This is a genomic window from Brevibacillus sp. HB2.2 (assembly GCF_013284275.1).
GTDB lineage: Bacteria > Bacillota > Bacilli > Brevibacillales > Brevibacillaceae > Brevibacillus > Brevibacillus brevis_D.
In genome coordinates this window covers 87732-112697 of sequence record NZ_JABSUV010000017.1, presented here as the reverse complement: position 1 = coordinate 112697, position 24966 = coordinate 87732, and the positions used below count along the sequence as shown (strand labels likewise).

Genomic DNA, 24966 nt, shown 5'->3' with positions numbered 1-24966 from the left:
TTGTCGAAGAAAGTGTGTAATTTTACAAAATTAGATAAAAATGCATGTAAAACCATTAATTTGAATGTTATGATAAGTGTATTCTGTCAAATAATGTCGAGGTGAACGGGTATTAGCCAGTACACCGCCATTGCTGAAGTAGGAGAGACACTGCTCGCTCTTTTTCGAAAAGAGATGACGCCGGAGCCGATTAGCCAACCGGAGTTGATTGGTCTAAGCTCGCCTGCTCAGCCAGGAGATTTGGCGTTAGCCTTGTTTTTATACGAAATCCGGGAAAGTCAGGAGAGGCAGCACATGATGATCAGTGAAGGTACTGATCAGTTGCGATATCCCCCAATGACGGTCAATCTCTCCTACATATTGACCGCCCATTCCCCAGCAGAACAGCATACCCGCATGCTGGACGAGCACCGCATCTTCGGGCGTGCCATGCAGGTTCTCTACGACAACGCCATTTTGCGTGGCGATCAGCTTCAAGGCTCCCTTGCAAACATGGATACAGAGCTTCGCGTCGTCGTGGAGCAGCCTCCCGTTGATAAACTCATCCAACTCTTTCCACATGTTCCGTACAAGCTATCCATCGGCTACTCGGTAGGGCCGGTTCATATCGATTCCACCCGAGTTCGTTCAACGAAGCGCGTACTGGAACGGGATATTCGCATACGAGGGGAAGGTCAACGTTAATGGATCAGCATTTCCAGGTGCGCATTCGTTCCGTTTTCTCGTATGCCGTCCGTCTGGTGGATATGTATACAAGGGGAGCCCCTTTTCGCTCGAGCTTGTCTGTTCGCTTGGCGAATCATCCACAAGTGCCTGTATGCAAAGGAGACGGATGGTATATCTTTTCAGACTTGCCTGATGGGATATACACGCTCAATATAAGCAGCCGGGAGTATATGGATCGCTCCGTGACTTTCCCTGTGACGACCGGGAGCACAACTTACTCCGAACGAATCATTTACTTGCATCCGAGTCCAGCCTATCCATTTCGGGCAGGAGACTCCCTTGTTCGAGGGAGAGCTTGCGTGGAGGATGGTTCTCCAGCTGGTGGTGCCTATGTGCAGGCTGTCATCTCATATGAGCGAGATGCCCCGGTGAAATTGGCCGAGGACGCTGCCAAAGAGACCACGGAGCTAATCGTAGCCAGTAAAAAGGGTCAAGTTGATTTGGCTGACGCTTTTCTTCTCGAAACACCCACATGCAAAGGGACGATCATTCGTTTTGCAAGTCCCCCAAAAGGTCGGGTTTATCCCTTGACCGAACCTCTTTCTCTTGCCTACCCAAGAGGCACTGTCTTACTCCCACTGCTCGAAACGAACTGCGACGACAGAGGAGAATTCGTAGTTGCCCTTCCGTTGTTTCTGGAAAAAACTCATGCGCGTATGAAAATTGAAGTGTGGCGGGAAGAAGCCGCTGGTTTTGCCGAGCTTTCCATTCAAGCCAGTACGACCCAATCCATAGGTATCATCCAAATGAACAGACCCAAATAGGGTGATCCGGCAGTTGTTTGGCGTCGGTCCATGACACCCTGCTGCCTGATTATAGAGCAAGACTCACGTATCAAAACGGCTTTTTTGTAAGTGGTAAAGCAAGTGATGAAATTAATCGGAGGGAGGGACTGATTGCAGGTTTCTGCTGCTGATACACGCGGAACTCTCCAATCAGGTTACGATGCCAGAGTACTTATCACCAGGGGTGTATGTCGAAGAATTTGATAGTGGCCCCGTTCCCATGGAGGGAGCGAGTACAAGCACGGCCGGCTTTATCGGGCTTGCCCAAAAAGGACCCGTTGCTGGATTGCCTGAGCTGATTACAGGTGTCAATGATTTTCGCAAATTGTTCGGTTCCTATTTGTCTGAAAATGCGTTTGGCGAATACCGCTATCTCGCTTATGCGGTGGATCACTTCTTTCTAAATGGAGGCTCCCGTTGTTATGTGATGCGGGTAGCGCCAGCAGATGCGAAGCCGGCTTCCAATGAGGGCAACAGCGAAGGGACTGTCCTTCGGATTACGGCCAAAAACCCGGGTGCATGGGGAAATCAGATCCGCATAAATTTGATTCCGTCGAGCAAGGCAAAAACGCAGATTTACGAGCAGCTAGGCGAAACTCCTAAATACCGTGTGAAAAACAGTGCAGGCTTTCAACCGGGTGATGTTGTTTCTTTCTACGACGGTGAAACCAAGCAGTACAGCGAAGTGGTTTCTTCCCAGGACAATGTGATCGAGTTATCTACCGTGCTAACAGGAGACGTCATCGATAACAATCTGCTGCCGGTCAAAATTTTGTCCACATGCGAATTCACGGTGCAAGTCTTCTACAACGATGAGGCCGAAGAGTTCGACAAATGCTCGCTCAATGTCTCTGCTGCCAATCATGTCAGCAAGCTGCTGTCCAAAAGCAATATCGTAGAGGTCGAAGCGGGTGCTGCCCCAGCGAGCTCAGAGGTCATTCCACCTTTTACCGTCATTTCAGGGATCGCGGAAGAAACTCAATCTGAGGGTGGAAAGACGGAATTCGGTCTGTATCAAATTTCATTGGCAGGGGGCAGCGACGGTTCTGTCGCCAATCTGTCGGCAGGGGAATACATGGGGGAGGACCATGGACCGGGAAAACGTACTGGAATCCAAGCCTTCATCGATAATGACGAAGTGAGCATTATGGCTATTCCTGGCGTAACAGACCCGAATGTGCAGCTCGCGCTTGTGGCTCATTGTGAAAACCTGAAAAGCCGCTTTGCCATCCTCGATATCCCACGCGACAAGAAAAAAGTGAGCGATGTGTTGACCCATCGCAATATTTTCGATACGCAATACGCTGCCATCTACAATCCTTGGCTGCAAGTGTTCGATCCGCTGGACAAGCGCAACATCTACATTCCGCCATCTGGCTCCATGGCAGGCATTTACGCGCGCTCGGACAACACCCGCGGCGTCCACAAAGCCCCGGCAAACGAGGTCGTACGTGGCTGCACAGGACTGGATTGCCAGTACAATACGGGCGAGCAGGATATTTTGAATCCGAAGGGAGTCAACCTGATTCGCGCGTTTACAGGTCAAGGAATTCGCGTCTGGGGTGCGCGGACAATGTCATCCAACGGGCTATGGAAGTACATAAACGTGCGCCGTCTGTTCATTTTCCTCGAAGAATCGATTAAAAACGGGACAAACTGGGTGGTATTTGAGCCAAATGACGAGCGGCTGTGGGCCCGCGTCCAACGCACGATTGATTCTTTCCTGACGCGTGTCTGGCGAGATGGCGCGTTGATGGGCTCAAGCCCGCAGGAAGCCTTTTACATCCAAATCGGAAGAAGCACGATGACGCAGGATGATATCGACAATGGCAGATTGATCTGCGTGATTGGTGTAGCTCCTGTCAAACCAGCAGAGTTCGTCATCTTCCGTATTACGCAAAAAACATCTGATCAGTAATAATTCACGGGGAAAAACGATGTGAAGAAAGGGGTACAGTATGGCAGATCGCAAGGATCCATACCGCAAGTTTCGGTATCGGGTAGAGATGGACGGCATTCAGCAGGCAGGCTTCAGTGAGGTGTCGGGCTTTGACGCGTCTGTGGACGTAGTCGAGTATCGTGAAGGCAATGAGGTGATTACACCCCGCAAGCTCCCGGGCTTGGCGAAGTACGGGAACATCACGCTGAAATGGGGCGTGACAGATTCGATGGATTTGTACAACTGGATGCAGGACACCATCCAGGGCAAGGTCGCACGCAAAACGGTAACGATCATTGCCATTAACGAAGCCGGAGATGATGTCGCTACATGGAAGGTCATCGAAGCATGGCCGACCAAATACACGGCGCCTGATTTTAACGGTACGTCCTCAGAGGTAGCAATTGAGCAGTTGGAAATTGCTCATGAAGGAATGACACGCACGAAATAAGAGAAGATCCGAACGCCTAAGAGTGGCAAGGAAAAGAGGTTTTTCTTTGTCACTCTTGCTGGCCTAGGGTGATGAGGAGGATGACACCATGGCATTTAAAACGGAATACGAATTTGAGCTCCCGCGCGGCTATGTGGATGAAGAAGGAAACCTGCACAAGCGGGGCGTCATGCGCTTGGCGACGGCTGCCGATGAGATTTTGCCGATGCGTGATCCACGTGTTCAGCAAAATCCCGGCTACTTGACGATTATTTTGCTGACGAGAGTGATTACCAAGCTGGGAGATGTACGGGGAATTGACACCAGAGTGGTGGAGCGGCTGTTTACGGCGGATCTCGCGTACCTGCAAAACCTGTACAGACAGATTAATGAATTGGACAGCTCGATGTTCAAGACATCTTGTCCGAAATGCGAGCATGAATTTCAGGTAGACATGGCTTTTTCAGGGGCGCTGGAGGGAGTATGAGTGGGTATCCCGTCGACAAGATCTATGAAGAAGCCGCCTTCATCGCCTACTATTTTCACTGGCCTCACGACGAGATCATGTCGATGGAACACAAGGAACGGCGGCGCTGGTGTGAAGAGATATCCGCGATCAATCGCAAGCAAAATGACGAACCCGAAAATGTTTTTGATGTGTTCAAGCGGAGGTGATTCTGGTGTTCGCCAATGAAAATCCATATTACACCAACCTCCGATTTCGTGTGGACTTTCTTCCGTTTGGATTGGAGATGGATGGTATCTGGGTCGCTGGTTTTAGTGAAGTGTCCGGATTGGCCGTCGAAACAGAGCTGGAGGAGTATCAAGAGGGCGGCGTGAACCATTTCGTCCACAAGCTGCCGAAACGCAGCAAGTTTCCCAATCTCGTCTTCAAACGAGGGTTCGTGAGATCAAACGAGCTGTGGCGATGGTATGAGGACTTCCACTTTGGCCCGCCAGAAAAGCGCAAGCGCAAGCAAGGGGCAATCATTCTTATGGACGCAAACGGAAATGACGTGGGGGCTTGGGCGTTTGAAGGGGCTTATCCGGTCAAGTGGGTTGGACCGGAGTTTCGGGCCACGCATGGAGAAGTAGCCGTTGAGACATTGGAAATCGTGCACCACGGCTTAAAATCGTATTTTTAAGCCTTATCCCGTCTGCAAGGAGCAAAAGAAACGATGATAACGATCAAGGCGCTCCCACTTTCGCGTCGTCCATCACTGCAGCCAAGGGCGTCCAGTCAAGGCTTTGCACAGAGCATCATGCAGAAGTATCGGCACGCGGAAGGTCGCGATCCCGGCTACCTCGCTTTGATCCATCGTGATTTTTCGCCGAGTATCGGAGGGCAGGAAAACCACTTTCATCAGACCTTCATTCATGTGCGCATGCAAGTACAAGTGGACTCCTACCTCGGATTGAATCGAGAAATGTTGCCGAACGGACAGGCTGGCTTACCAGGATCAAAAGAGCGCGTAGTCATGACGCAAGCATTGGGATCAGGACGAAAAGTACGACCAGCTGCTTTTATACATGAGCTTTTTCAGAAGTGGGCGTCATCCAAAATAATCGAGAAGGTTTACCTGCCGCAGATCACGGTTGTCTCAAAGGGAAGAGATCGATATCACTGGTCCAGCAATGTTCAATCTTCGGTTCAGCGAGGAAGCCCACTTGAGAAATGGCTGCCGCTTGGGCGGTCCAAAGTGCAGATACACCCGGCCGATTTTGCCTTGCCTCTTTTGAAAGCAATGGTTTCAGACAGCAAGGAAACCGTACGTGGAAGCTTTTTTAAGCCTGAGACCTCCTATATTTCGCCGGAATTATGGGTACACACGGCACGAATAGATGATCCTGGTGAACTCCGGAGCTTGCAATATGAACGTGAACGGTTACGGCTTGAATCAGTAACAGGAGTAGATGCGATTTCGATTCCACGTCTCAGAGCGACGCGTTTTGATGAAGTCCGATTCGAACAATCTGGAGTTCGCTACTTTTTGCAGCTGATCCGCAAAGGAATGGAACCAGAGATGGGGACGCGGTTTTTTCCTGATTTGCTAAAAAGAGCAGAAGGACGGGCTACAAGTTCTTTCTTGGATCGCTCGGTGTGGACAGTGCAAGCCGGAATAGACGGTAGAGACATCACGAGACGAATCGTTCATGAAAGTGAAAATATTCATTGGTCTGTAGCTTCTCAGCAGACTGAACTTTGGGGTCGCTGGTGGAAAAACCTGAGTCTGCGCTGGCAACAAAGTCGAGAAACACGGCTGCCAATGACGATGATCGCGCATCCACGTCTACATGTTTTACAGCCGATTGTTTTCCTGAGAAGCCGTCAGCATCCGCAAGCAAAAAGCGAGTGGATGCTAGAACAGAGGATACTTCAGAGCCATGAGTTTTCGAGCATGTTCTCGTTTTTATTGCCTCGTATGCTTCATCGAGGGGATGCTGGTGGGTTTAAGCAGCTGTTCCATTTGGTTCAACGGTTTGCAAAGGCAGAAAGCGAACGTGGGCTAGCTGTGCTCGGTTCTCGACAGAGGTTGAAGCAGATACAGAGCGGGCGGGAAGAACAGTCGAGCACTTTGTTGCATGGGTTGCGCCAGCTTGTCCTAAGCCAAGAGCAACTAGCAACCATGTTGGTGTCTCGGGGTGAGCAGAAACCGCCTAGAATTACATTACACACGGTGCAACAGCTTCCTTTCGAAACGATGGCAACAAGGAAGCGAAGGAATCAGCGGACATACGAGTTACTTCAACAGCTGATATCACAGGAAGCCAGGTTGAACGAGATTGCTAGGGAGCAGTCCATTCGTTTGGAATCAAGCCATGAGCAAACTCATTTTGGCAAAACGAGCGTCATCTCTGCCATGTTCCCTACTTCGTATCAGCAGCCAGACATGCTACAGCAAGAGTGGCGAACGGGTTTGTCCTTACACCTTTTACACTCCATGCAGGGGCTACCGTTCCCATTGCAATCAGCCCGTATCACAGATAGCTCCCGAACAGTTCCGCTTCTCTCGCAGTCAGTTGTCAAAAAGTCGATCACTGCTTATTGGATTGAGAGCTTCCAGTCCGGTATTGATCCCGTTTTCTTTGAAAAACGAGGATGGTTGAACCAGCCGTGGATGAAGGAACATCTTGCAACTCATAACGAAATCGAGCGTGAGCCAGCTGGTATAGCAAGTACCGCACGGTTTGCATGGGAGCGCTTCGTGCCTGTCTTCCATACAAATCGCCAACGCTGGCAAACGTTACAGAATCGTATCTTCAGTACTACCCACGACAAGACGAACGGGAAGTCTGTGATGGAGTGGGTGCATCTTCAACAGATGGCGGCAAAACAGCTCAGAACAAGGGAGCTCCATACTACTAGATTTCATGCGTCAAGGAACCTTCTATATGAGCCGGGGAAGCAATCTCTGTATCCTGTTGCAAGTACACCTGAAGGCATCTCCCAACCATTTTTTCAGCCAGTTATTCATTTTCTGCAAAATAAGCACCTTTTTCAGATGTCATATGGAATGGTACGTCAGCTACTATCGTTTCAGGGTGGGAAGGACAATCAGTCAGATGTCGCCTTCTCTTTCGCCAAGAATCAAGAAAAGTTTAGTCTACCGGGACGAAAAGCGACGATCTCAATGGTACACGAGCATGAGCATCGTCCAATACGGCACGCCGTCTTCTTGAATAATGAGCGAAGCACAAGTCGATCACTCGTGCTTACTCGTCGTCATGATCAGGAGGCACTTTTCTTCAGGTTGAACCGCTTTGGTTCTGCAATGCTTCGTACTACAGAGTGGATTGGACCCGGTGGAGAAGATCATCAGCGATTGTACAACACGTCTGCGAAGCCGCTTTCTATGAGAGCGGACGTCTTTGACAGAAACTCATTGCGACGGATAGCTGCTGGATGGAGTGCGGAACTAGGACTTACGATCCTCTTGCAAAAAAGCGCGAAGCTAGTGGCATTACGCGAGTTTGCAAAGCTCGCATCAACAAGTGGGTTTGCAAAGCTAGGCACCTCAAGCACAAGTAGGAAAGCTCCGCCAAGCAATGAAAAGCAATCGAATGATCAGTCAAGGTCTCGCATGGGCGAAAGCAATCCATTACGAGAAAGCCGTCAATCTCGTGAAATCAGTCACTCTCGCTTCTTTCAGCAAACAGCCAGCTTGTGGACAAGCTTCCTTGCCCTACGTGTCCGTCCCTATCTTCAAGTAATGGAGCAAATCAGAGAAGCAATCCAGACTGATTTCCGAACGAAAGCATATGTACAGAACCATCATTCATTCTCGACTGTTTTGAATCGTCACGATGCACAAATGGTTGTTCAGAAACAATGGGGACTACCCCATAGCCTTGTGCATGGTCAAAGCATGTTGGCGCCCGACAGCTTCATACATGAGAGTGGAAGCAGTCGTGCAATAGAACTACAACAACGAAAAGATCGATTCAGCAGCTTGGAGCCATTATCTCACCACCATCCAATCAGCTCGGCTCCATTCTCGAGAGAAACATCTATTGTTCAGACTCTGACGGTCAACCTGAAGACGCAAGCGATCAATCGGTTAACGAGTGATAAGACACAGACAATCGAGGTTCGAGACGCTAGGCTCATGTCGCTGCAAAGACCAGGGCTATTCAATCTGAAGCCAACAGCAATGACGACGCAACTTCAGCTCCTGCAACGAATGCAACAAGCTCAAAGAAGACCCGGAGAATCCGAGCAGCGTTCCCTGTCCGAAAACGCAACCCATATTCATCGCCGAGCGTTACGCACAGCAGACAGCCACGTAAGCCCTACGGCTACCGTTCAGTCGCCACCGTCGATGGAGTACCTGCGAAAAAGCATCCCTCCTCAAGAAACCGCAGTGCCGCAGGCGACAACACTTCCACCCCAGCGACAAGTCGATCTACACGTGCAAGAGAGGACTGGCAATCAGACGTCGCTGTCCCCGCAAGAGGTGGATCGATTGATGGATAAAATGATGAAGGAGCTGGACAAGCGCCTCACGCAAGAGCGGCAGCGACGAGGTTTATAGCCAAAAATTTCCGTACTCACAGACGACTATTTCTTCGATAAAGAGAGGCAAAAGCCAATGATGGGTCAGGAGAAAAAGGCCAAAATTTTAGTGGATCGCAACGGGCAAGGTGATTTCAAGGAGAGCATTTCCGTTCTCTTTAACCCTTCGGAATACAAGGTCGATGCTTCCAATAACTACTCGTGGCAAAAGATATTGGGGCAATCGGTACCAGTCGGGATGTTCACGAGCGGTGATATCGAGACATTATCGGTCGACTTGTTTTTTGATACATACGAGGCTGGAGTGGACGTGCGTGCATTCACCAATCAAGTGCTGGGACTGATGGCCGTAGAAAAGAAAATCAGTACGCCGCCCCTATGCAAATTCGTTTGGGACAGCTTTCAATTCACCGGTGTTGTTGAAAAGGTTTCGCAGCGGTTTACAATGTTTCTCGATCAAGGGACACCGGTACGAGCTACGTTAGGCGTCACCTTTAAAGGCACGAGCGTGAAAAAGTCCGCGGACGATATCGGGACTGCAAGAGAAAAGGTCGCACAACAAATGGTCAACCAAGGAGACCAGCTGCACTTGATGGCGTATCGCTCGTACAATGATGCGTCGAAATGGCGTAACATTGCGAACGCCAATCAGATCGACAATCCCAGACTGCTAAAACCGGCTACTACCCTACAAGTGCCACTAGTGAGGTGACGAAGGCATGAGCGAATTGAAATTGACGACAGACCGCCATTCCTTCGATGACCTGCGCCAAACATACAACAACTTTCATTCCCCAGCCTTGGAAATACTCGTTGGAGGGAAGAAGCTCATCAGCCAGGTAGGTGTCGCCATTACGAAAGCAACGATCAACTCTAGCCTGGAAGGTAAAGCAGATACGTTCTCGTTTTCGGTAACCAATGCTTTTGATACGGCAGCGTGGGAGTTCCGCTGGGTAGATGACTTTTTGGTTCCTGGCAATGAAATTGAAATTCAGTTTGGCTATGGAACCGAGCTATCCAGCCTCTTTTACGGACATATTACAGCCGTTTCGTTTTCATGCGAGGAGACGCCTACCATAACGGTAAAAGGGATGGACAAATCGTTCCTGCTTATGGTCGATAACAAGTCTACCGCCTGGAATAAAAAGAAATACAGCGATGTCGTGAAAGAGCTGGGACAGAAATACGGATTGTCGACGCATGTGGATGATACGGTTCAGACAATCGAGACCATTACCAAGACGGTGTCCGAGACTGACTTTCAGTTTATCAATCGTCTTGCGAAAATTTGTAACTACGACTTTTTTATCGTCGGGAAGAACTTGTATTTCCGTAAGCCACTGAGCAACATGACGCCGGTCCTTACCTTGATTTGGGGAGTTTCGTTGCGCAGCTTTTCCGTCGATGTCAACATTGCTTCTCAAGCCTCCTCCTATACGGTGCGATGGGTAGACAAGGACAAAACAACGGTGCTTCAGGAAGCGAAAGCAACGAGCGCAGATATCGGGAAGCTCGGGACGAATTCGAAGACAAGCGCTGATCTGCTGCGAGCAATCGGTGATTATTTTGATAAATACGAGTCTACGAAAAAGCTGGACTCACCTGAGGAGATAAAAGCAGTCGCCAAGGCACGCCTGAATCAACTCGCCATGAACCTTCTTGACGGCAACTGTGAGGCCATTGGTCTGCCAGAAATCCGTGCTGGCCGTTATATCACACTAGAGGGCATGGGGAAAAAGCTGAGTCAACCTTATTACATCACATCTGTCACACACACCATCGATGTGGCATCTGGCTATGTCACAACGTTTCAAGTGAAGGGAAATACGATATGAGCTTTGATCATTGGTTCTACCAGGATGAAATCACAGAAGAAGAACGGGCAAGGATCCACGGTGTCATTGTCGGCATTGTGACGAACAACGAAGACCCGGAAAAGCTCTCGCGTGTAAAGCTGAAGCTGCCACTGGTGGATAACGAGCGGGAGACAGATTGGGTGCGAATTGCCACGCTTTTTGCAGGAAAAGATCGCGGCAGCCTGTTTATTCCGGAGGTAGGCGACGAGGTGCTGGTCGCTTTTCATTGGGGAGATGTACGCGAGCCATTTGTGATCGGGATGTTATGGAATAAGGAAAACAAAGGCCCGGAAATGGCAGAGAAAAACAACATCCGAAAAATCACGACCCGAGCAGGCCATGAAGTGATTTTTGGCGATGATCCGAATGACGGGAAGATCACGATTGCCACGAAAAAAGGACAACAGGTGGAGCTGTCGGACAAGGATGAGAGTATTGTGCTGACGGAGAGCAGCGGAAACAACCAAATCTCCATCAAAGGCGGCAGCGCCAATGAAGTTACGGTGAAGAGCGGCTCAAGTACGATTACGTTGAATGCAAAAGGGCAAGTGACCATTCAGTCAGACACATCACTGACAATCAAGTCCACCCAGCTAAATCTGGAGGCGCAGGGAGCCATGTCGATTAAAGCAGGGGCGTCCCTGAACATCAAATCTGACGGTATTGTTGCCATCAACGGTTCGGTGATCAAATTGAATTAATTCATGGGGGGATTCCATGCAGCAGCCATTCGGTGAAAAAGGATGGAAGTTCCCTATTCAGGTGGATCAGGCTACAGGCCGTATTCGTTTGTCCAACTATGAGGATGACATCGCAGAAGCCATTCGCATCATTCTTTCCACAGCAAAGGGTGAGCGTGTGATGCGACCGAAATTCGGGAGCGGATTGCAAGGCTTCATGTTTGATGGCACGGACGGAACGAGCCTGGCTTTGCTCCAGTCGGACATCGCAGAAGCGATCATGATCTGGGAACCACGTGTGCGGGATGTGCAGGTGGAGGCGAAGGTCAACAAGACTCATTCCGAAACGGTGAACGTTACGATCAGTTATACCGTACGTGCGACAAACAAAGGGTATCAGCTGTTGTATCCAGTCCACCGTCTCGGTCCACATGGATAGCGCAAGAATCACAGTCGCGTGAAAAAAAGGAAGGGAGGTGGGTAATGTGAAGCCACCTTTGGTCGATCCGCGGGATTTGCAGGCAGTCATCCGAAAAATGCGCGAAATGGTGCCCTTCTACACACCGGAGTGGCGCTTCACGCCAGAAGATCCTGATCCAGGTACGGCTTTATTTCTCCTTTTCGCAGACATGCTGATGAATAATCGTGAGCGTTTGAATCAAGTTCCGGAGCGGAATTTTATCGCTTTTCTCAATATGCTTGGTGTCGGGATGGCTCAGGCAAGACCAGCAGAAACCTTTTTGGCATTTGAATTGAGTACGGGCGTGCAAAAGCCAGTGTGGATTCCGGCGGGCACAAAAGTTTCGGGGAAGTCTGCCCTTGGCGATGAAGTGGTTTTTGAAACCGATCAGCCTATGCTAGCTACCCCCTCTCTCCCAACAGACCTGTTGTTTTCCAATGGCAGTCGAGACTTTTTAACAGATGCAACGAGTTGGCTTGGAACAAATGCACCGCTCCCCCTCTTTGACTGCAAGGCTTTGCCTAACCAGCAGGAGCATTGCTGGTATTTGGGGCATGAGGACTTGTTTTGTTTAGGAGATCGTGCTTCGATCCAGCTTACGATGGTTTCTAATCAGGAACGCTACCTGGAATCCTTGCTGACAGAGAAGCTAGCGAATCCCGAACTGGTCGAGTGGACGTATCTGTCAGAGGGCGAATGGGTTTTGTTCGACAAGATCGAGGCTGATCAAAATCGACTGCGCTTGGAAAAAACGCAGCGGAAAAAATGGGAGTCTAGTCAAGTGCAAGGAATCGAAAACCGTTGGCTCCGCTGTAGAGTGAAGCTAGGCATGATTCATGAGTGGATGAAAAATGGCGGGAGCACCTCTCTGACCCAAATCCAGATGAAGACGGATTATTTGCCGACAGATGATCCGGAGGGCCTTGCACCCGACATGCTTTTCTCCAATGATGTGCAGGTTTCTGGGAGTGGTTGCCTTGCGTTTGGCGAGCAGCTCGCACCGTATGGCATGTTTTTTTTGTCCTGTGAAGAGGCGTTGACGAAGCCGGGAAGTACGGTTGCCCTGCGTTTTCAGATGAAGACAGTGCCTTATCCTGCAACGCATTTATCACAGCCGGAACCGAAATGGAAATGGATCATGAAGGAATCTTCCTTTGCCCCTCCTGCGACAACACCCGTCACGGTCAGCAAGGTGGTATGGGAATACTGGAATGGTAGCGGATGGATGGTGCTTCTGTCAGGAGACGACCGTGAGAAGCTGTTTGCTGGCACTGATTCGGATGAGGAGATTGTGGTTGCCTTTACGTGTCCAGATGATTTGCAGCCGACAACCGTGCAATCCCAGTATGGTTATTGGATTCGTGTAAGAATTCTTCAAGTGGAAGGCTTATATGGCCCGAATCCTGTATACATGGCCCCGTGGCTGGAAGATATGCGCCTGACCTACTCGTACAGCGAGTCGATGCATGAGCCCGAAGCCATTCTCACACAGAACGACTTGGATTGGCAGCAACCTGTCGGTACAAGCAATCATCAGGCTAGTTTCCAGCCGTTTTTACCGTCCGAATGCTTGCATCCCGCCGTCTACTTTGGATTTGAGCAGCCGCCATTACAAGGACCGCTCTCTTTCTACTTTACTTTTCTACCAATGGAAGAATCCCCAGGGGCTACTCCGATTGTGCAATGGGAATACAAGCGAGGAGATAGAGGTGCGACGACTTGGGCCAAGCTGCAAACGATTGATCAGACCGCTGGTTTTACGGAAAGTGGTACCGTACGTTTCGCTGGTCCTTTTGATATGGAAAAAAGCAAAATGTTTGAACGGGAGCGTTATTGGATTCGCGCCGTCAACGTAGACAATCGTCTGGGAGGAGTCGCTTCGGATGCACGACACCCCGTGCTAAGTGGCTTTTATCCGAATACGATACGAGCCATTCAACAGGAGACGATTCGCAATGAAATGGCAGAGCGGATAGCAGAGGGGCCACAAGCCGAGTACAGACTGATTCGACATCCCGTCATGGACGAAGAGGTATGGGTAGATGAAACAGGCTTCTTTTTGCCGAGTGAACGAAAGAGCTGGCTGGAGCATCCAGAAAATCGGGTGGACATTCTCTACGATTCTGAAGGGAACGAGCAAAAATGCTGGGTTCTGTGGCAGCGAGTTGAGCATCTGCACGATTCAGGCCCGGATGATCGCCATTACTGTTTGGAGAGTGCTAGCGGAAAAATTTTGTTTGGCGATGGCCGACACGGTAGGGAGCTTCCTCAAACCGGACTCGGTTCCGTGAGGGTGACGTATAAGGTCGGAGGGGGAACAGCAGGAAATCTTCCAGCCGGGCAGTTGAATCAACTGGAACAATCGATTCCGTTTGTCCAAGCTGTCAGCAATCCGGTGCCCGCGAGTGGAGGAAGTAATCGGGAATTGCTGACGGAAGCTTTGCAGCGCGGTCCACAGACAATCAAGCATCGCTATCGAGCGGTGACGGCAGAAGATTTCGAATGGCTCGTCCGTGAAGCGCATCCGGGGATCGTCAAGGTGAAGTGTTTGCCGAATCGGAACAGCCGCCTGCAAAAAGAAGCGGGGCATGTCACTGTGATCGTATTGCCCGCAGCGGGATGCTTCGGCACACCATTTTTGGAGCTTCGGCGTTCTGTCACGAACTATTTGCTTACACATGCGGCAGCGACGATAGCCTCTCCCGAACGGATTCATGTCAGGGAGCCTGTCTACTTGGAAATTGCGGTGACAGTAGAGCTGGCAGTGGGGTCTTTGGAGGAAATCGTGGAGGTGGAGCTGGAGACACTCGGCAAGCTCGCGCGATTCCTTGACCCGATATCGGGAAATCTGCACGGTGGGGGCTGGGAAATAGGCCAGCGTGTGCACTCTTCGCTCTTATTTGCCTTGTTGAAATCCGTAAAGGGCGTCCGCTTTGTGGATCATCTGACCTTGACTGTATTTCGAACGGAAAATGGGCAACGAAAGGAAATGCTCGCTTCTGAATACGAAACGATCGTACATGGGATTGTCACAGAGGGTGCGCATCGAATCAGCGTCCGCGTTCAAGAAGGGCAGGCTGCCTACCCACCCAAACATTGAAAAAGGAAGTGTGCGCTATGCTTCCATCCAAGAATCTGGATGATCGCTACTTTGAGGAGATCGTCGAACAAGCAAAAAACGCGATCCCCAAGCTGCAGCCAGAGTGGGGTGATCACCGTCATCACGATCCTGGCATTACGCTTTTGGAGATGTTCGCGTGGTTGATGGAAATGCAGCAATACTATCTCAACCGGATCACGGAAAAGAATGAACGCAAATTTTTGCAGCTCATGGGTGTACACCCAAAGAACCAGTCATGTGCGACGACGGATGTAACGTTTTTCGACGTGTCAGAAGAAGCGATCCTTCCGGAGAAGACGAGATTGTTCGCGGGGAATCTTCCTTTCGAGACGGAACATTCGCTTGTTCTGGTACCAGCCAACCTGGAGCGTGTTCTGGTTCATACAGAAAGCGGGACGGCGGATGTGAGTTCATCCAATGCGCATACTGGTGTTTCCTACTACGCATTCGGCCAGGAACCAAAGATAGGGAACAAGATTTACTTAGGCTTTGATCGGCCACTGCCAGTAGGGAAGGCAGTCTCGATTGGATTGCGCCTGTTTGAGGACTATCCTGTCCCAATCGCCCCGCTTACGCCCACAGCGCTTTTCGTTCCATCGGCTAGTCTCGAGTGGGAGTACTATGGACAGGACGAACGAACGCAAGAAACGGGATGGAGTCCGTTACCACTAGTCTCGGATGAAACGATGAATCTATCCTTTTCGGGACGTGTCCTGATCGAGCTGGAAGGGACAATGAAGCCGCTCATACTTTACCCCGCCAATGATCGCCCTCGATTCTGGCTCTGTGCGACATTGCGTGCAGGTCGATTCGAATTGGCTCCTCGCATGGAAAAAATCGAGTTGAACACCGTGAGTGTGATCCAAGGCGAAACCTTTAGTCAAGTGTGGGAGTTCGATGGAACGGGGCAAGCAGATCAGACGATCGTCCTTTCCAGTTCGTTATCGTATGAAGGCACTGTGGAGGTTCAATGCAAAAAGGGACAACAATGGCAAAGTGGATGGGATCAAGATGAACCAGACCAAGCCGATACAGGCGTATTTTCGTTTCGCGTTTCGCGTGACCCAGTACTGGGCACCACGATGATTGGATTTGGAGGTGCACTGCCTGAAGGTCGCAGAAATATTCGAGTCATCGCCTATCGGATTGACTTTGCAGGGCAACGGTCCATCGGAGAAAGCAGTGGATTGCCACATCAAGTGTTTCGGTTGAACGTCCAATCGATCTTGCCAGAAACGTTTGTTATTCAGGTGGCGCGCCAGGTCGAAGGCAGTCCGTTTCCCGTCTGGGAAGACTGGTCGCTGGTCACTGATTTTGACCGATCAGGCCCACAGGATCGCCATTTTATGCTGACTGATGCGGACGGGGCAGAAATTGCGTTTGGCAACAATGAGCACGGAGCCATACCCGAGAAACTGGAAGGCATGGCGGGTATTCGGATCCTATCCTGTCAGACAAGCCAAGGTGCGAAGGGGAATGTGCAAGGAGGCCAAATTACCCGATTCCTGCCACTCGCCCGGCAGCAAACCACCGCGCAGGTGACGAATCCACGTCCAGCCAGTGGGGGAAGCGAGCGCGAAACGATTGATCAAGCCAAGCGCAGAATGAGAATGGAAGGGAAAAAACCGCAGCGGGCCGTTACAGCAGAAGACTATGAGGCCCTCGCTCTCTCGACACCCGGATTGCGAGTAGCCCGCGCGAAGGCGATCCCCCTGTACAAAGTAGGGGAAATGGGAGCTTCCGAGCAAAACGCAGCCGCTCAAACGACTGTCGTCATCGTCCCATTTAGCGATCAGCCGACACCACTGCCAAGTGAAGGCTTCCTGCGGACTGTTCGCCACCAATTGGAACAACGAAGGCTGCTGACGACAGAGGTCCATGTGGTTGCTCCAGCTTATATCAAGGTGACCGTTTTTGCGACAATCGTGGTGGAGTCTGCGTTTGTAGACAAAAAGCAGATGGTGCTACAGGCATTGCAGCGATATTTGACACCTTTGGATATACACAATCCTTCGACTCACCAAGGAAAAGGCTGGGAATTTGGTCGGTCTGTTTATAAAAGCGATCTCTACGAGGTATTAAACCAGATCGACGGTGTGCTGTACGTGACGGATTTGTGGGTTTCCGCAGAGGGCACAGGCATCGTCAGGGATGAAGGGGGCGATATACAGATTCCGCGCCATGGGCTGGTGTACTCAGGAGAGCATGTTTTGGAGCTCGTTTTGGATAGAGAAAGATAGAAGGGGACAAACGGAGGAGTGGGCGTGGATACAATGAATCGTTTCTTTTCCCTGAACAATCCGTCCGATTGGCAGCGGGGGATCTGGTATAACCTTCACGTCTCCAACGAGGGGATTGTGCTGAACAAATCGCCCGAATATGTGATCGATCATGTGCATCAGGCTGGGACGACACATCACTCTCGACTCTTGGATTTTGCCATGGCACGCGTTGGCTCATTGCTTTGGCTGGATGAAAGCGGACATATCACGCATTATGATGACGGCAACAACTTCAAGGAGACTGTGTTTCGGGCTGGACGGGGGTTGTTCTCCAAAGACTCGTTTCTCGTCGCTGACGATGAATACGTGTATATCCTCGACCCCGAAGCAAGGCGAAAAGTCGGTGCGTATTCCATAGCCAACGGCCAGTGCGTTTGGAGCTGGGAGGAGGGAGAGGAACAGCGGCTTTTTCCTTTGGATGTAGGGCTGGATGAAGAAGGACGTCTTTACATCACGACACCTGTGCTCGTAGATCAAGATAACGAACGGAAGGAAATCGCGGCGGGAACACAAGTCGTCGTCCTTCGGCTGAATCGGGCAGGAAAAGTGGACGCTACATACGCGCATGAGGAATTGAGAGTAAAAGAGACAGCTACACTCCGTGAGATCAGGCGAAGAAGGTTGTTTCGCCTGTCCGTTGCCGAAGCGGGCAAGGCCTATCTCTTTTGGGCACAGACGAATCAAGTGTTTCGGTTCTCTTCGGAAGGCGCCGATGTGTGCACCCTGGCGATCCCGTCAGGCACCAAGCCCGCGGGATTTGCAGTGGGTCCAGGTCCCATTCTCTATGTGGGTGATCGGCGTTCCATCGATTCGGCTCATGATCATACCCGATTCATTTTGCGTTTTCAACCCACGGGGGAAGCACTTGCGCCGTTGACCAACTACCACGGCCGAGCAGACAAGCTCGTTTTTGATAACCAGCAACGGCTGTATGTTTGGGACGCGCAGAAAAATGTTCTGACGATGATGAGACTCGTCTCCCGAACGTCCAATCTGGATGCGACGGGAATACCGATGGGCATCTATTTCTCTCGTGCATTGGATAGCACGGAATATGAAACAGTGTGGCATAAATTCACGCTGGAAGCAGACATACCGGAAGAAACACAGTTACTCATCTCGACGTTTTCTTCTGATCGAAAAGAGCATGTGATTGATGGAGCCGTCCGCAATCTGGATGACGTTTTGCTGGCACCCGACATGGACTGGAGAACCAAGCTGCAAAGGACCGCCAATCTATGGTCAGAGCCGGTAATCAACGCTTCGGATGCGCTGTTTCATTCCGCAAAAGGCCGCTATCTATGGCTCAAAATCGAATGGCTCGGAACGGACCGCCACTCCCCATTACTCAGGCAAATGAGGATATATTCGCCGCGCGACACATTTTTGCGTTATTTACCAGCGACTTACCAAAGTGAACCTGTCAGTGCTGATTTTTTGGAGCGCTTCCTCTCCCTTTTCGGGACGTTTTACTTGGAGCTGGAGGAACAGATTGATACCATCTCGCGGTTGTTCGATCCTGATACGACACCCGGAGAGTTCGTCCCTTGGCTCGCTTCCTGGTTAGGAATGGGCAGGGATGAGCATTGGACAGAGGCACAGCGCCGAGAGCTGATTCGTCGCGCACCGGAGCTGTACGCTGAGCGGGGCACTCGTACGGGATTGGAAAAGATGGTTCAGCTGTATACCGGGGAGCGCCCGATGATCGTGGAGTATTTCCAAATCAGGGACATGAAGGCGATCCCGGAGCTACACGAGCTGATCTCTTCCTTGTACATGGATCATCCATATCAATTTTGCCTGATCGTTTCGCAGGAATGTGCGAAAACAGAGAGGGAGCAGTCGGTTTTGCAAAAGATTTTGGAAGATCAAAAGCCTGCTTTTACAGAGGCGAAGCTCATCGTTCTGCGCCCGGGCATCTACGCCGACCTCCATAGCTACGTGGGGATTAATTCTTATTTGACAGAGCCATCGTTCCTTACGCTTGATCAAAATTTGTCCATACCATACAACACGGTGCTAAGTGGGAAGGACCGCAGCAGACAAATCGATTATGACACGAGGATTGGTCTGGATGCAGAGCTGGAGTAAGAAGGTGAGATTTATACGCAAAGTGAGGTGTTCGAGATGAAGAATCTGCGTTATTTTCCACATGAACGAAATGTGTATTTCAAAGGGAAGCTGTTGACCGTCCGAGATTTCGAATCAGAACAACGCTATTTCAATGACAAGCGTCGACTCACCAATCGGCTGCTTCACGGGGGTGGAGTGGTATGCGGTTTGCAGGTGATCGCTGTGGACGAAAAGCAGATTTCGGTCGAGGCTGGAGTCGCTCTCGATTATCTCGGGAGGGAAATCGTGCTTCCTGAACCGGTGAAGCTGAAGCTGTCCATGATGGAAGGCTTTAGCAACAACGATTACGCGAAAAATGTGTACGTCTGCTTGGCCTATGATGAAAAAGGGAAAGAACAGGTCTTCTCCGTCTCCGAAACCGTCGAGCAGGAAATGGCTGAATACAACCGGGTGGCAGAAGGATATCGGCTTTTTATCAAAGAAGAGGCACCACATCCTGCATCCATCGAAGGGGTACAACTGGTAGAGCAAAGAGTGCTGCTCTATGCAGATCCACAGGTGCGCATTTGGCAGGCGACTCCGCGATACGTCAATCCGGGTGAAGTATTTTCCTTGCAGTTGCACATTGAGAAGACGGTACAAACGTCACGCGTGCAATTCGAATACAAGCTGGATGCACCAGGGCTAACGGTCTTGGAAAGTAGTGACGGTAGCGTATCCTTCTTAGAGCCTGTTGACGGGAAAGAGACCGATTATGTCGTCTCCATTCCGCTCAAGGCTGGCTGGGATCGCGGTACGGTAGAGCTGGCGGTGCTGGGTGGCAAGGCAGAGGTTCGACTCGGCGATCGCTTGGTGCATACCGATCTCGTTTCTGTAGGGAAAATCGAAATCACGTCAGACGATCTGGTAGAGCGGCTCGTATCCGATTACTACAATCGCAAGCTGGATCATGTGACACAAGCGAACGAACAGCCTTTTTTATATTTGGCAAAAGTATGCTTGCTGCAAATGAATGCGACCTATGTGATTGAGAAGGTTGTTCCTGTTCCGTTTGGGGAGTACGTGTATACGCCAGCACTTTTGCAAAAGCTTGCGTTGCGTGGACAGAAGGGAAGGCCAGTCGAGCAAGGCTCCCATGCGGATTCCTTTCGGGTGACCACGCGAGTGAAAGAAATCGCGGCAACTGACAAGCCGCAGTTCGATGTGAGCTACGATAATCTGGCGTCTGTCTACCAGTTTGAGCTGGGTCTGCCCCGACCAGGTAAGGCAAATGAACAAGTAGCAACGGGCGTGGTAGAAATACCAATTGATCCTTACTCCTCCAACTGGCCGTTTGGAGTCAAGATCGGCAATCGTTATTTTTCTGAGGAGCTCAAACATTCTCTCGGAAAAGGGAATGTGTATGTCAGTGCAGGAATCGAGGATTTTCATGCAGATGTGATCGATGAGTTGCTTTCCCAGCATGAGCAAGTAATGTACGGGCATGCCAGTGTTTTTGATGATTCGGAGTATGCGACAGATGCAGCGCATTTTGCCGTAGGGGTCATCGTTTATCCGCAGAAAGGAACGTTTCGGATTGGCGTACAGGTGAAGGGATCTGTACAGACAGATCGGGCGAGGATCAGGTGGTGGGCGATCAAACCGATGGCAGAGGGGACAGAAGATATAGTGATACAAGATTCGGAAGAGTAGCAAGGTTTGCTTCATTTTGTATTTATGTTACACTTTCTTAATGTAAGTACATATCAGCGATAGACGGGAGGAGATCCAATGGCAACACATATCACAGATCATTCCGTTTTGAACAACGGGGTGAAGATGCCCTGGCTGGGTCTGGGTGTCTGGAAGGCAAAAGACGGAAACGAAACATTGGCCGTCCGATCCGCGATTGAGGCGGGTTATCGCAGTATAGACACGGCAGCCATCTACGGCAACGAAGCCGGCGTAGGCGAAGGAATTCGACAAGCCGGGATTGATCGCGATCAATTGTTCATCACGACCAAGGTGTGGAATGCGGATCAAGGCTACGAGTCAACGCTGAAAGCTTTTGATGAAAGTATGAAAAAGTTGGGTACCGATACGCTGGATTTGTACCTGATTCACTGGCCCGTAAAAGGCAAGTATGTCGATACTTGGAGAGCCTTGGAAAAGCTATACCACGATGGATATGTACGTGCGATTGGCGTCAGTAATTTTCATAGCCACCACCTCGAGGATTTGCGCCAACATAGCGAGATTATTCCAGTTGTCAACCAAGTCGAGTATCATCCCTTGCTTACCCAAAAAGAGTTGCATGCGTATTGCAAAGAGCATCACATTCAACTAGAAGCATGGAGCCCGTTGATGCAAGGCAATCTCGATCATCCTCTCTTGGTAGAATTGGGACAAAAATACGGCAAGTCTCCTGCGCAAATTGTGCTTCGCTGGGATTTGGAAAACCAAGTGGTGACCATTCCGAAGTCGATCACACCAGAGCGGATTCGGCAGAACGCAGAAGTTTTTGATTTCACCCTCAGCACAGAGGATGTAGAAAAAATCACTGCCCTAAATGACAACAAGCGTTTTGGGCCAGACCCCGATCATTTTGATTTTTAAAGGGAAAAAATAACATAAAAAAGGGAAGCCGTAGCAGGTCGGCTGCCCTTTTTTTATTCCATTCTGTAAGCTGACAATCGGATTCGCTCTTTACTATGCTTTATTTTTTCGTATACTGAAAAGTAGCATATTCGTTTCATCAGATGAAACGATCGGAACATAGTAGGAAGCGGGTGTCAAACACTTATGGAAGAAGAACAAAAAGCAAACGTTCGAGCAGTCGATCGGGCTTTGGATATCCTGCTCTGTTTTACAGACGCGACGGATCTGGGCCTGAGTGAGATAGCGAGTCGACTCTCCTTGCATAAAAGTACCGTGCACCGTTTGCTGGCAACGCTGGAGAACAAAGGGTTTCTGATACGAGATGTCCAGACGGAGAAGTATCGACTTGGGTTTCGAGTTTGGGAGTTATCCGCCAATTTGTCGCAAAACGATGATCCAGCGACATTGCTGCTGCCGGAGATGGAGCGATTGCGGGATTTGGTGGAGGAAACGATCAGTCTGTATGTGCGGGATGGAAACGAGCGGATACGCGTACAGGCAGTCCAAAGCAAGCAGCCGATTCGCAGGGTGGCCCCAATTGGAGCGCGTATGCCACTCGCGGTGGGAGCATCGAGCAAGGTACTCGTTGCTTACGCAGAACCTTTCATTTTGCAGGAAGTCATCAGCGATCCGAATTGGCCTGACTTTGTGAACAAGGAGTCTTTCATTGAGCAATTGGATCAAATCAGGAAGCAAGGCTTCGCGACTAGCGTGGAGGAACGGGAGCTGGGGACAGCAGCCGTAGCCGTCCCGATATTCAACCGCAACGGACAATTGGTAGCGTCTATTGCAGCGTCGGGTCCTTCCAACCGCCTGACTCCTGAAAAAATGAGCCAATATGCGCCTTACATCATGGAAGCAGCCTACCGAATGGGAAAAATGATGAAATAACGAAGAAGCCAGTTGACACGAAAATAAGGTGTCAGACTGGCTTTGTTTTTTGAGGATCGAACTCCGTTATCTGATTCTTATTCTGTGCATGCCTTCTCATGACTTGTAGCCTTAACTGATTCAGGCAGTAAGAGATTCAAAACAGCAGCTCCCACCAGTAAAAAGACTGAGACATAAAAGGCCAGCGTATAATGACCCGTCTGCTCAAAAATCATTCCAGGCAAGTATGCCCCCAACGCTGACCCAGCCTGATGACTCAGAAAAAGCCAACCCATGACAAGTCCCATGGAGTAATTTTTGAAATGCTGCGTTGCTAGCAGTTGGGTAGGAGCTACCGTTGCAAAATCGACAAGCCCAAAAGAGATGGAAAACAGAATCAACAAAGATGGATGTGCGACAAAAAACAGGAGAAGTTCGGGATCACTCACAAATACAATCAAGAAACCGATTGAAACGGCTCGCAATAGGTATAGGGTCGCCAAAAATTTTCTACTGCTCCAGCGATCCGCAATAAAACCGGACAATAAAGTCCCCAGTGTGTTGAAAGCAGCCAACAGGCTTATGGCCGAACCGGTTACGGTTGTTGAAAAACCGCAAAGCTGGGTAAATGGGATCAAATGAGTATCCATCAAGCCGGTGGTGGTAAATCCGCAGATAAAAAAGGGCAATAGCAGGAACCAGAAATTCCTGGATCGAAAAATACCCCTGACTGGTAGCTTGCTGGCAGAGGCTATTTGGCTGCTTGCGTTCTCTTCTTCCCGTGAGCCCCCGATAGGATGCAGGCCTTTTTCCGCTGGATGATTCCGCAAAAGGAGAACCAAAACGGGAAAAATAATAATCAGCAGAAAGAGAGCAAAAACGGCGACGGCCATTTTCCAATCGAACCACTGTATGAAGAAAAGAGATACAGGAACCATCACCATTTGCCCAACACTGAAGCCTGCCTCCAAAAATCCGAATGCGACGCCTCGTTTTTCGTTAAACCAATTTGTGATGATGACACTTGCCGCTACATTGGAGGCTCCACCCACGCCAATGGACGCAATTACGCCATAAAGGAGGAACAATTGCCAGGGGGATGTTACCCATTGTGTGAACATCATGCTAAGGCCTACCAAGAGCGTACTGTATAGCAGGATGGTGCGGGCTCCAAAGCGATCGATCAGCCTGCCGGCAATTGGTTGGGAAATCCCATAAACGACAAAGCTTAACGCCGAGATGAGTGAAATGGTCCCGCGATCAAGAGAAAATTGGTTCTCCCAGGGTTCAATAAAGGCGCCAAAAGAAAGTCTTATTCCCTGTACTGCTGATAAAGCGGCAAATGTGACGAATAAAATAATCCAAGCATAATGTAGTTTCCACTTCAGCATCGTTGAAAATAGCACCTTTCTAGCTTAATCCTAATTTGGTCAACATGTTTTTAAGCAGTTTCGCTTCCTCCTCGCTAAAAAGGGAGATCACCGCGTTATTTACTTCCTCGGTTAGCTGATTCAATGGTTTCTCCAGCTCTTTGCCTTTCGGAGTTAGAAAAATGAGGTTTGTTCGGCGGTCATTGGGATCAGAACGTCTCTCAATGAGCTCTAATTTTTCTAATCGATCCAGCACGCCTGTGATCGTTGCTCCATCCAACCGAAGTCGCGCTCCCAACTCAACTCCCTTTTGCCCATCCTTTTCCCAAAGGGCATGCAACAGAATAAACTGCACAGGAGTTACTCCGTAGGTGGATAGTGCGGCCTTTTCCATTTGCCACACTTTTTGATATGCCTTTCCCAGTAGAAACCCATAGCAATCTTCAATCCGATCCATATGTACCTCCTTATTTGCCAACTTGTAGAGTCATCATAGGAACATGATAACACGCACACATATAGTTTGTACACAAATTATATGTGCATAAATTACACGTGGCCGATTTCCACTTCGGTTCATCTGCTTATGCGGGTTCGCACGTATCTGGCGATAAAAGAAGAAGAGCCTACGGACTCGCTGCAGGCGCGGCTGTATTGTTTTTGGGTTCCGGCGTGTTATTGGTCGTGGCTCTATGCAGCATATTTGGCGTAAGAGATCGTTCT

At 50.0% G+C, this 24966-nt stretch carries 20 protein-coding genes; 18 read left to right on the top strand and 2 right to left on the bottom strand.

The window, feature by feature from the left end:
• Positions 1 to 111 precede the first annotated feature (111 nt).
• The 18 genes from HP401_RS14660 to HP401_RS14575 all read left to right on the top strand — a co-directional run bounded on the left by HP401_RS14660 (position 112) and on the right by HP401_RS14575 (position 22894).
• On the top strand, positions 112 to 684 hold the full coding sequence (locus HP401_RS14660; RefSeq protein WP_173605515.1) for a Pvc16 family protein: 573 nt from the start codon (positions 112 to 114) through the stop codon (positions 682 to 684).
• Positions 684 to 1490, top strand: coding sequence for a hypothetical protein (locus HP401_RS14655; protein ID WP_173605500.1), 807 nt, complete (start codon positions 684 to 686; stop codon positions 1488 to 1490). The genes HP401_RS14660 and HP401_RS14655 overlap by 1 nt, the downstream gene beginning before the upstream one ends.
• A gap of 181 nt (positions 1491 to 1671) precedes the next feature.
• A complete protein-coding gene (locus HP401_RS14650; protein WP_173605499.1) occupies positions 1672 to 3429 on the top strand; it encodes a phage tail sheath subtilisin-like domain-containing protein in 1758 nt (585 codons plus the stop codon).
• Positions 3430 to 3469: 40 nt separating this feature from the next.
• A complete protein-coding gene (locus tag HP401_RS14645) occupies positions 3470 to 3901 on the top strand; it encodes a phage tail protein (RefSeq protein ID WP_007721341.1) in 432 nt (143 codons plus the stop codon).
• 88 nt (positions 3902 to 3989) lie between these two features.
• On the top strand, positions 3990 to 4367 hold the full coding sequence (locus tag HP401_RS14640) for a hypothetical protein (protein ID WP_007721338.1): 378 nt from the start codon (positions 3990 to 3992) through the stop codon (positions 4365 to 4367).
• Entirely contained in the window at positions 4364 to 4555 is a 192-nt protein-coding gene (locus HP401_RS14635; RefSeq protein WP_007721336.1) for a DUF6760 family protein, read from the top strand. The genes HP401_RS14640 and HP401_RS14635 overlap by 4 nt, the downstream gene beginning before the upstream one ends.
• 5 nt (positions 4556 to 4560) lie before the next feature.
• Entirely contained in the window at positions 4561 to 5025 is a 465-nt protein-coding gene (locus tag HP401_RS14630; RefSeq protein ID WP_016742059.1) for a phage tail protein, read from the top strand.
• A 33-nt stretch (positions 5026 to 5058) separates the two neighbouring features.
• Positions 5059 to 8913 carry a hypothetical protein gene (locus HP401_RS14625; protein WP_173605498.1) on the top strand — a complete coding sequence of 1285 codons (3855 nt, stop codon included), beginning with the start codon at positions 5059 to 5061 and terminating at the stop codon, positions 8911 to 8913.
• Positions 8914 to 8970: 57 nt separating this feature from the next.
• The gene (locus HP401_RS14620; RefSeq protein ID WP_173605497.1) at positions 8971 to 9606 is read left to right on the top strand and encodes a CIS tube protein; all 636 of its coding nucleotides are present in this window, start codon (positions 8971 to 8973) and stop codon (positions 9604 to 9606) included.
• Between the two features lie 7 nt (positions 9607 to 9613).
• Positions 9614 to 10729, top strand: a complete 1116-nt coding sequence (locus tag HP401_RS14615; protein WP_173605496.1) for a phage late control D family protein — start codon at positions 9614 to 9616, stop codon at positions 10727 to 10729.
• Complete coding sequence (locus HP401_RS14610; protein WP_015892456.1) at positions 10726 to 11451, top strand: phage baseplate assembly protein V; 726 nt, start codon at positions 10726 to 10728, stop codon at positions 11449 to 11451. The genes HP401_RS14615 and HP401_RS14610 overlap by 4 nt, the downstream gene beginning before the upstream one ends.
• Before the next feature lie 16 nt (positions 11452 to 11467).
• Positions 11468 to 11869, top strand: coding sequence for a GPW/gp25 family protein (locus HP401_RS14605; protein WP_173605495.1), 402 nt, complete (start codon positions 11468 to 11470; stop codon positions 11867 to 11869).
• 46 nt (positions 11870 to 11915) lie between these two features.
• Complete coding sequence (locus HP401_RS14600) at positions 11916 to 14990, top strand: putative baseplate assembly protein (protein ID WP_173605494.1); 3075 nt, start codon at positions 11916 to 11918, stop codon at positions 14988 to 14990.
• A gap of 17 nt (positions 14991 to 15007) precedes the next feature.
• A complete protein-coding gene (locus HP401_RS14595; RefSeq protein WP_173605493.1) occupies positions 15008 to 17251 on the top strand; it encodes a putative baseplate assembly protein in 2244 nt (747 codons plus the stop codon).
• A 33-nt stretch (positions 17252 to 17284) separates the two neighbouring features.
• Positions 17285 to 19384 carry a phage tail protein gene (locus HP401_RS14590; RefSeq protein WP_217366091.1) on the top strand — a complete coding sequence of 700 codons (2100 nt, stop codon included), beginning with the start codon at positions 17285 to 17287 and terminating at the stop codon, positions 19382 to 19384.
• Between the two features lie 36 nt (positions 19385 to 19420).
• A complete protein-coding gene (locus HP401_RS14585) occupies positions 19421 to 21058 on the top strand; it encodes a hypothetical protein (RefSeq protein WP_173605491.1) in 1638 nt (545 codons plus the stop codon).
• Positions 21059 to 21136: 78 nt separating this feature from the next.
• The gene (locus HP401_RS14580; RefSeq protein WP_173605490.1) at positions 21137 to 21961 is read left to right on the top strand and encodes an aldo/keto reductase; all 825 of its coding nucleotides are present in this window, start codon (positions 21137 to 21139) and stop codon (positions 21959 to 21961) included.
• A gap of 186 nt (positions 21962 to 22147) precedes the next feature.
• Positions 22148 to 22894, top strand: a complete 747-nt coding sequence (locus tag HP401_RS14575; RefSeq protein WP_015892448.1) for an IclR family transcriptional regulator — start codon at positions 22148 to 22150, stop codon at positions 22892 to 22894.
• A 77-nt stretch (positions 22895 to 22971) separates the two neighbouring features.
• On the opposite strand, the gene HP401_RS14570 is transcribed toward HP401_RS14575, so the two are convergent.
• Positions 22972 to 24261: an MFS transporter gene (locus tag HP401_RS14570; RefSeq protein ID WP_173605514.1), complete on the bottom strand. Its 1290-nt coding sequence runs from the start codon at positions 24259 to 24261 to the stop codon at positions 22972 to 22974.
• A 22-nt stretch (positions 24262 to 24283) separates the two neighbouring features.
• Positions 24284 to 24700: a MarR family winged helix-turn-helix transcriptional regulator gene (locus HP401_RS14565; RefSeq protein ID WP_041749553.1), complete on the bottom strand. Its 417-nt coding sequence runs from the start codon at positions 24698 to 24700 to the stop codon at positions 24284 to 24286.
• Between the last annotated feature and the right edge of the window lie 266 nt (positions 24701 to 24966).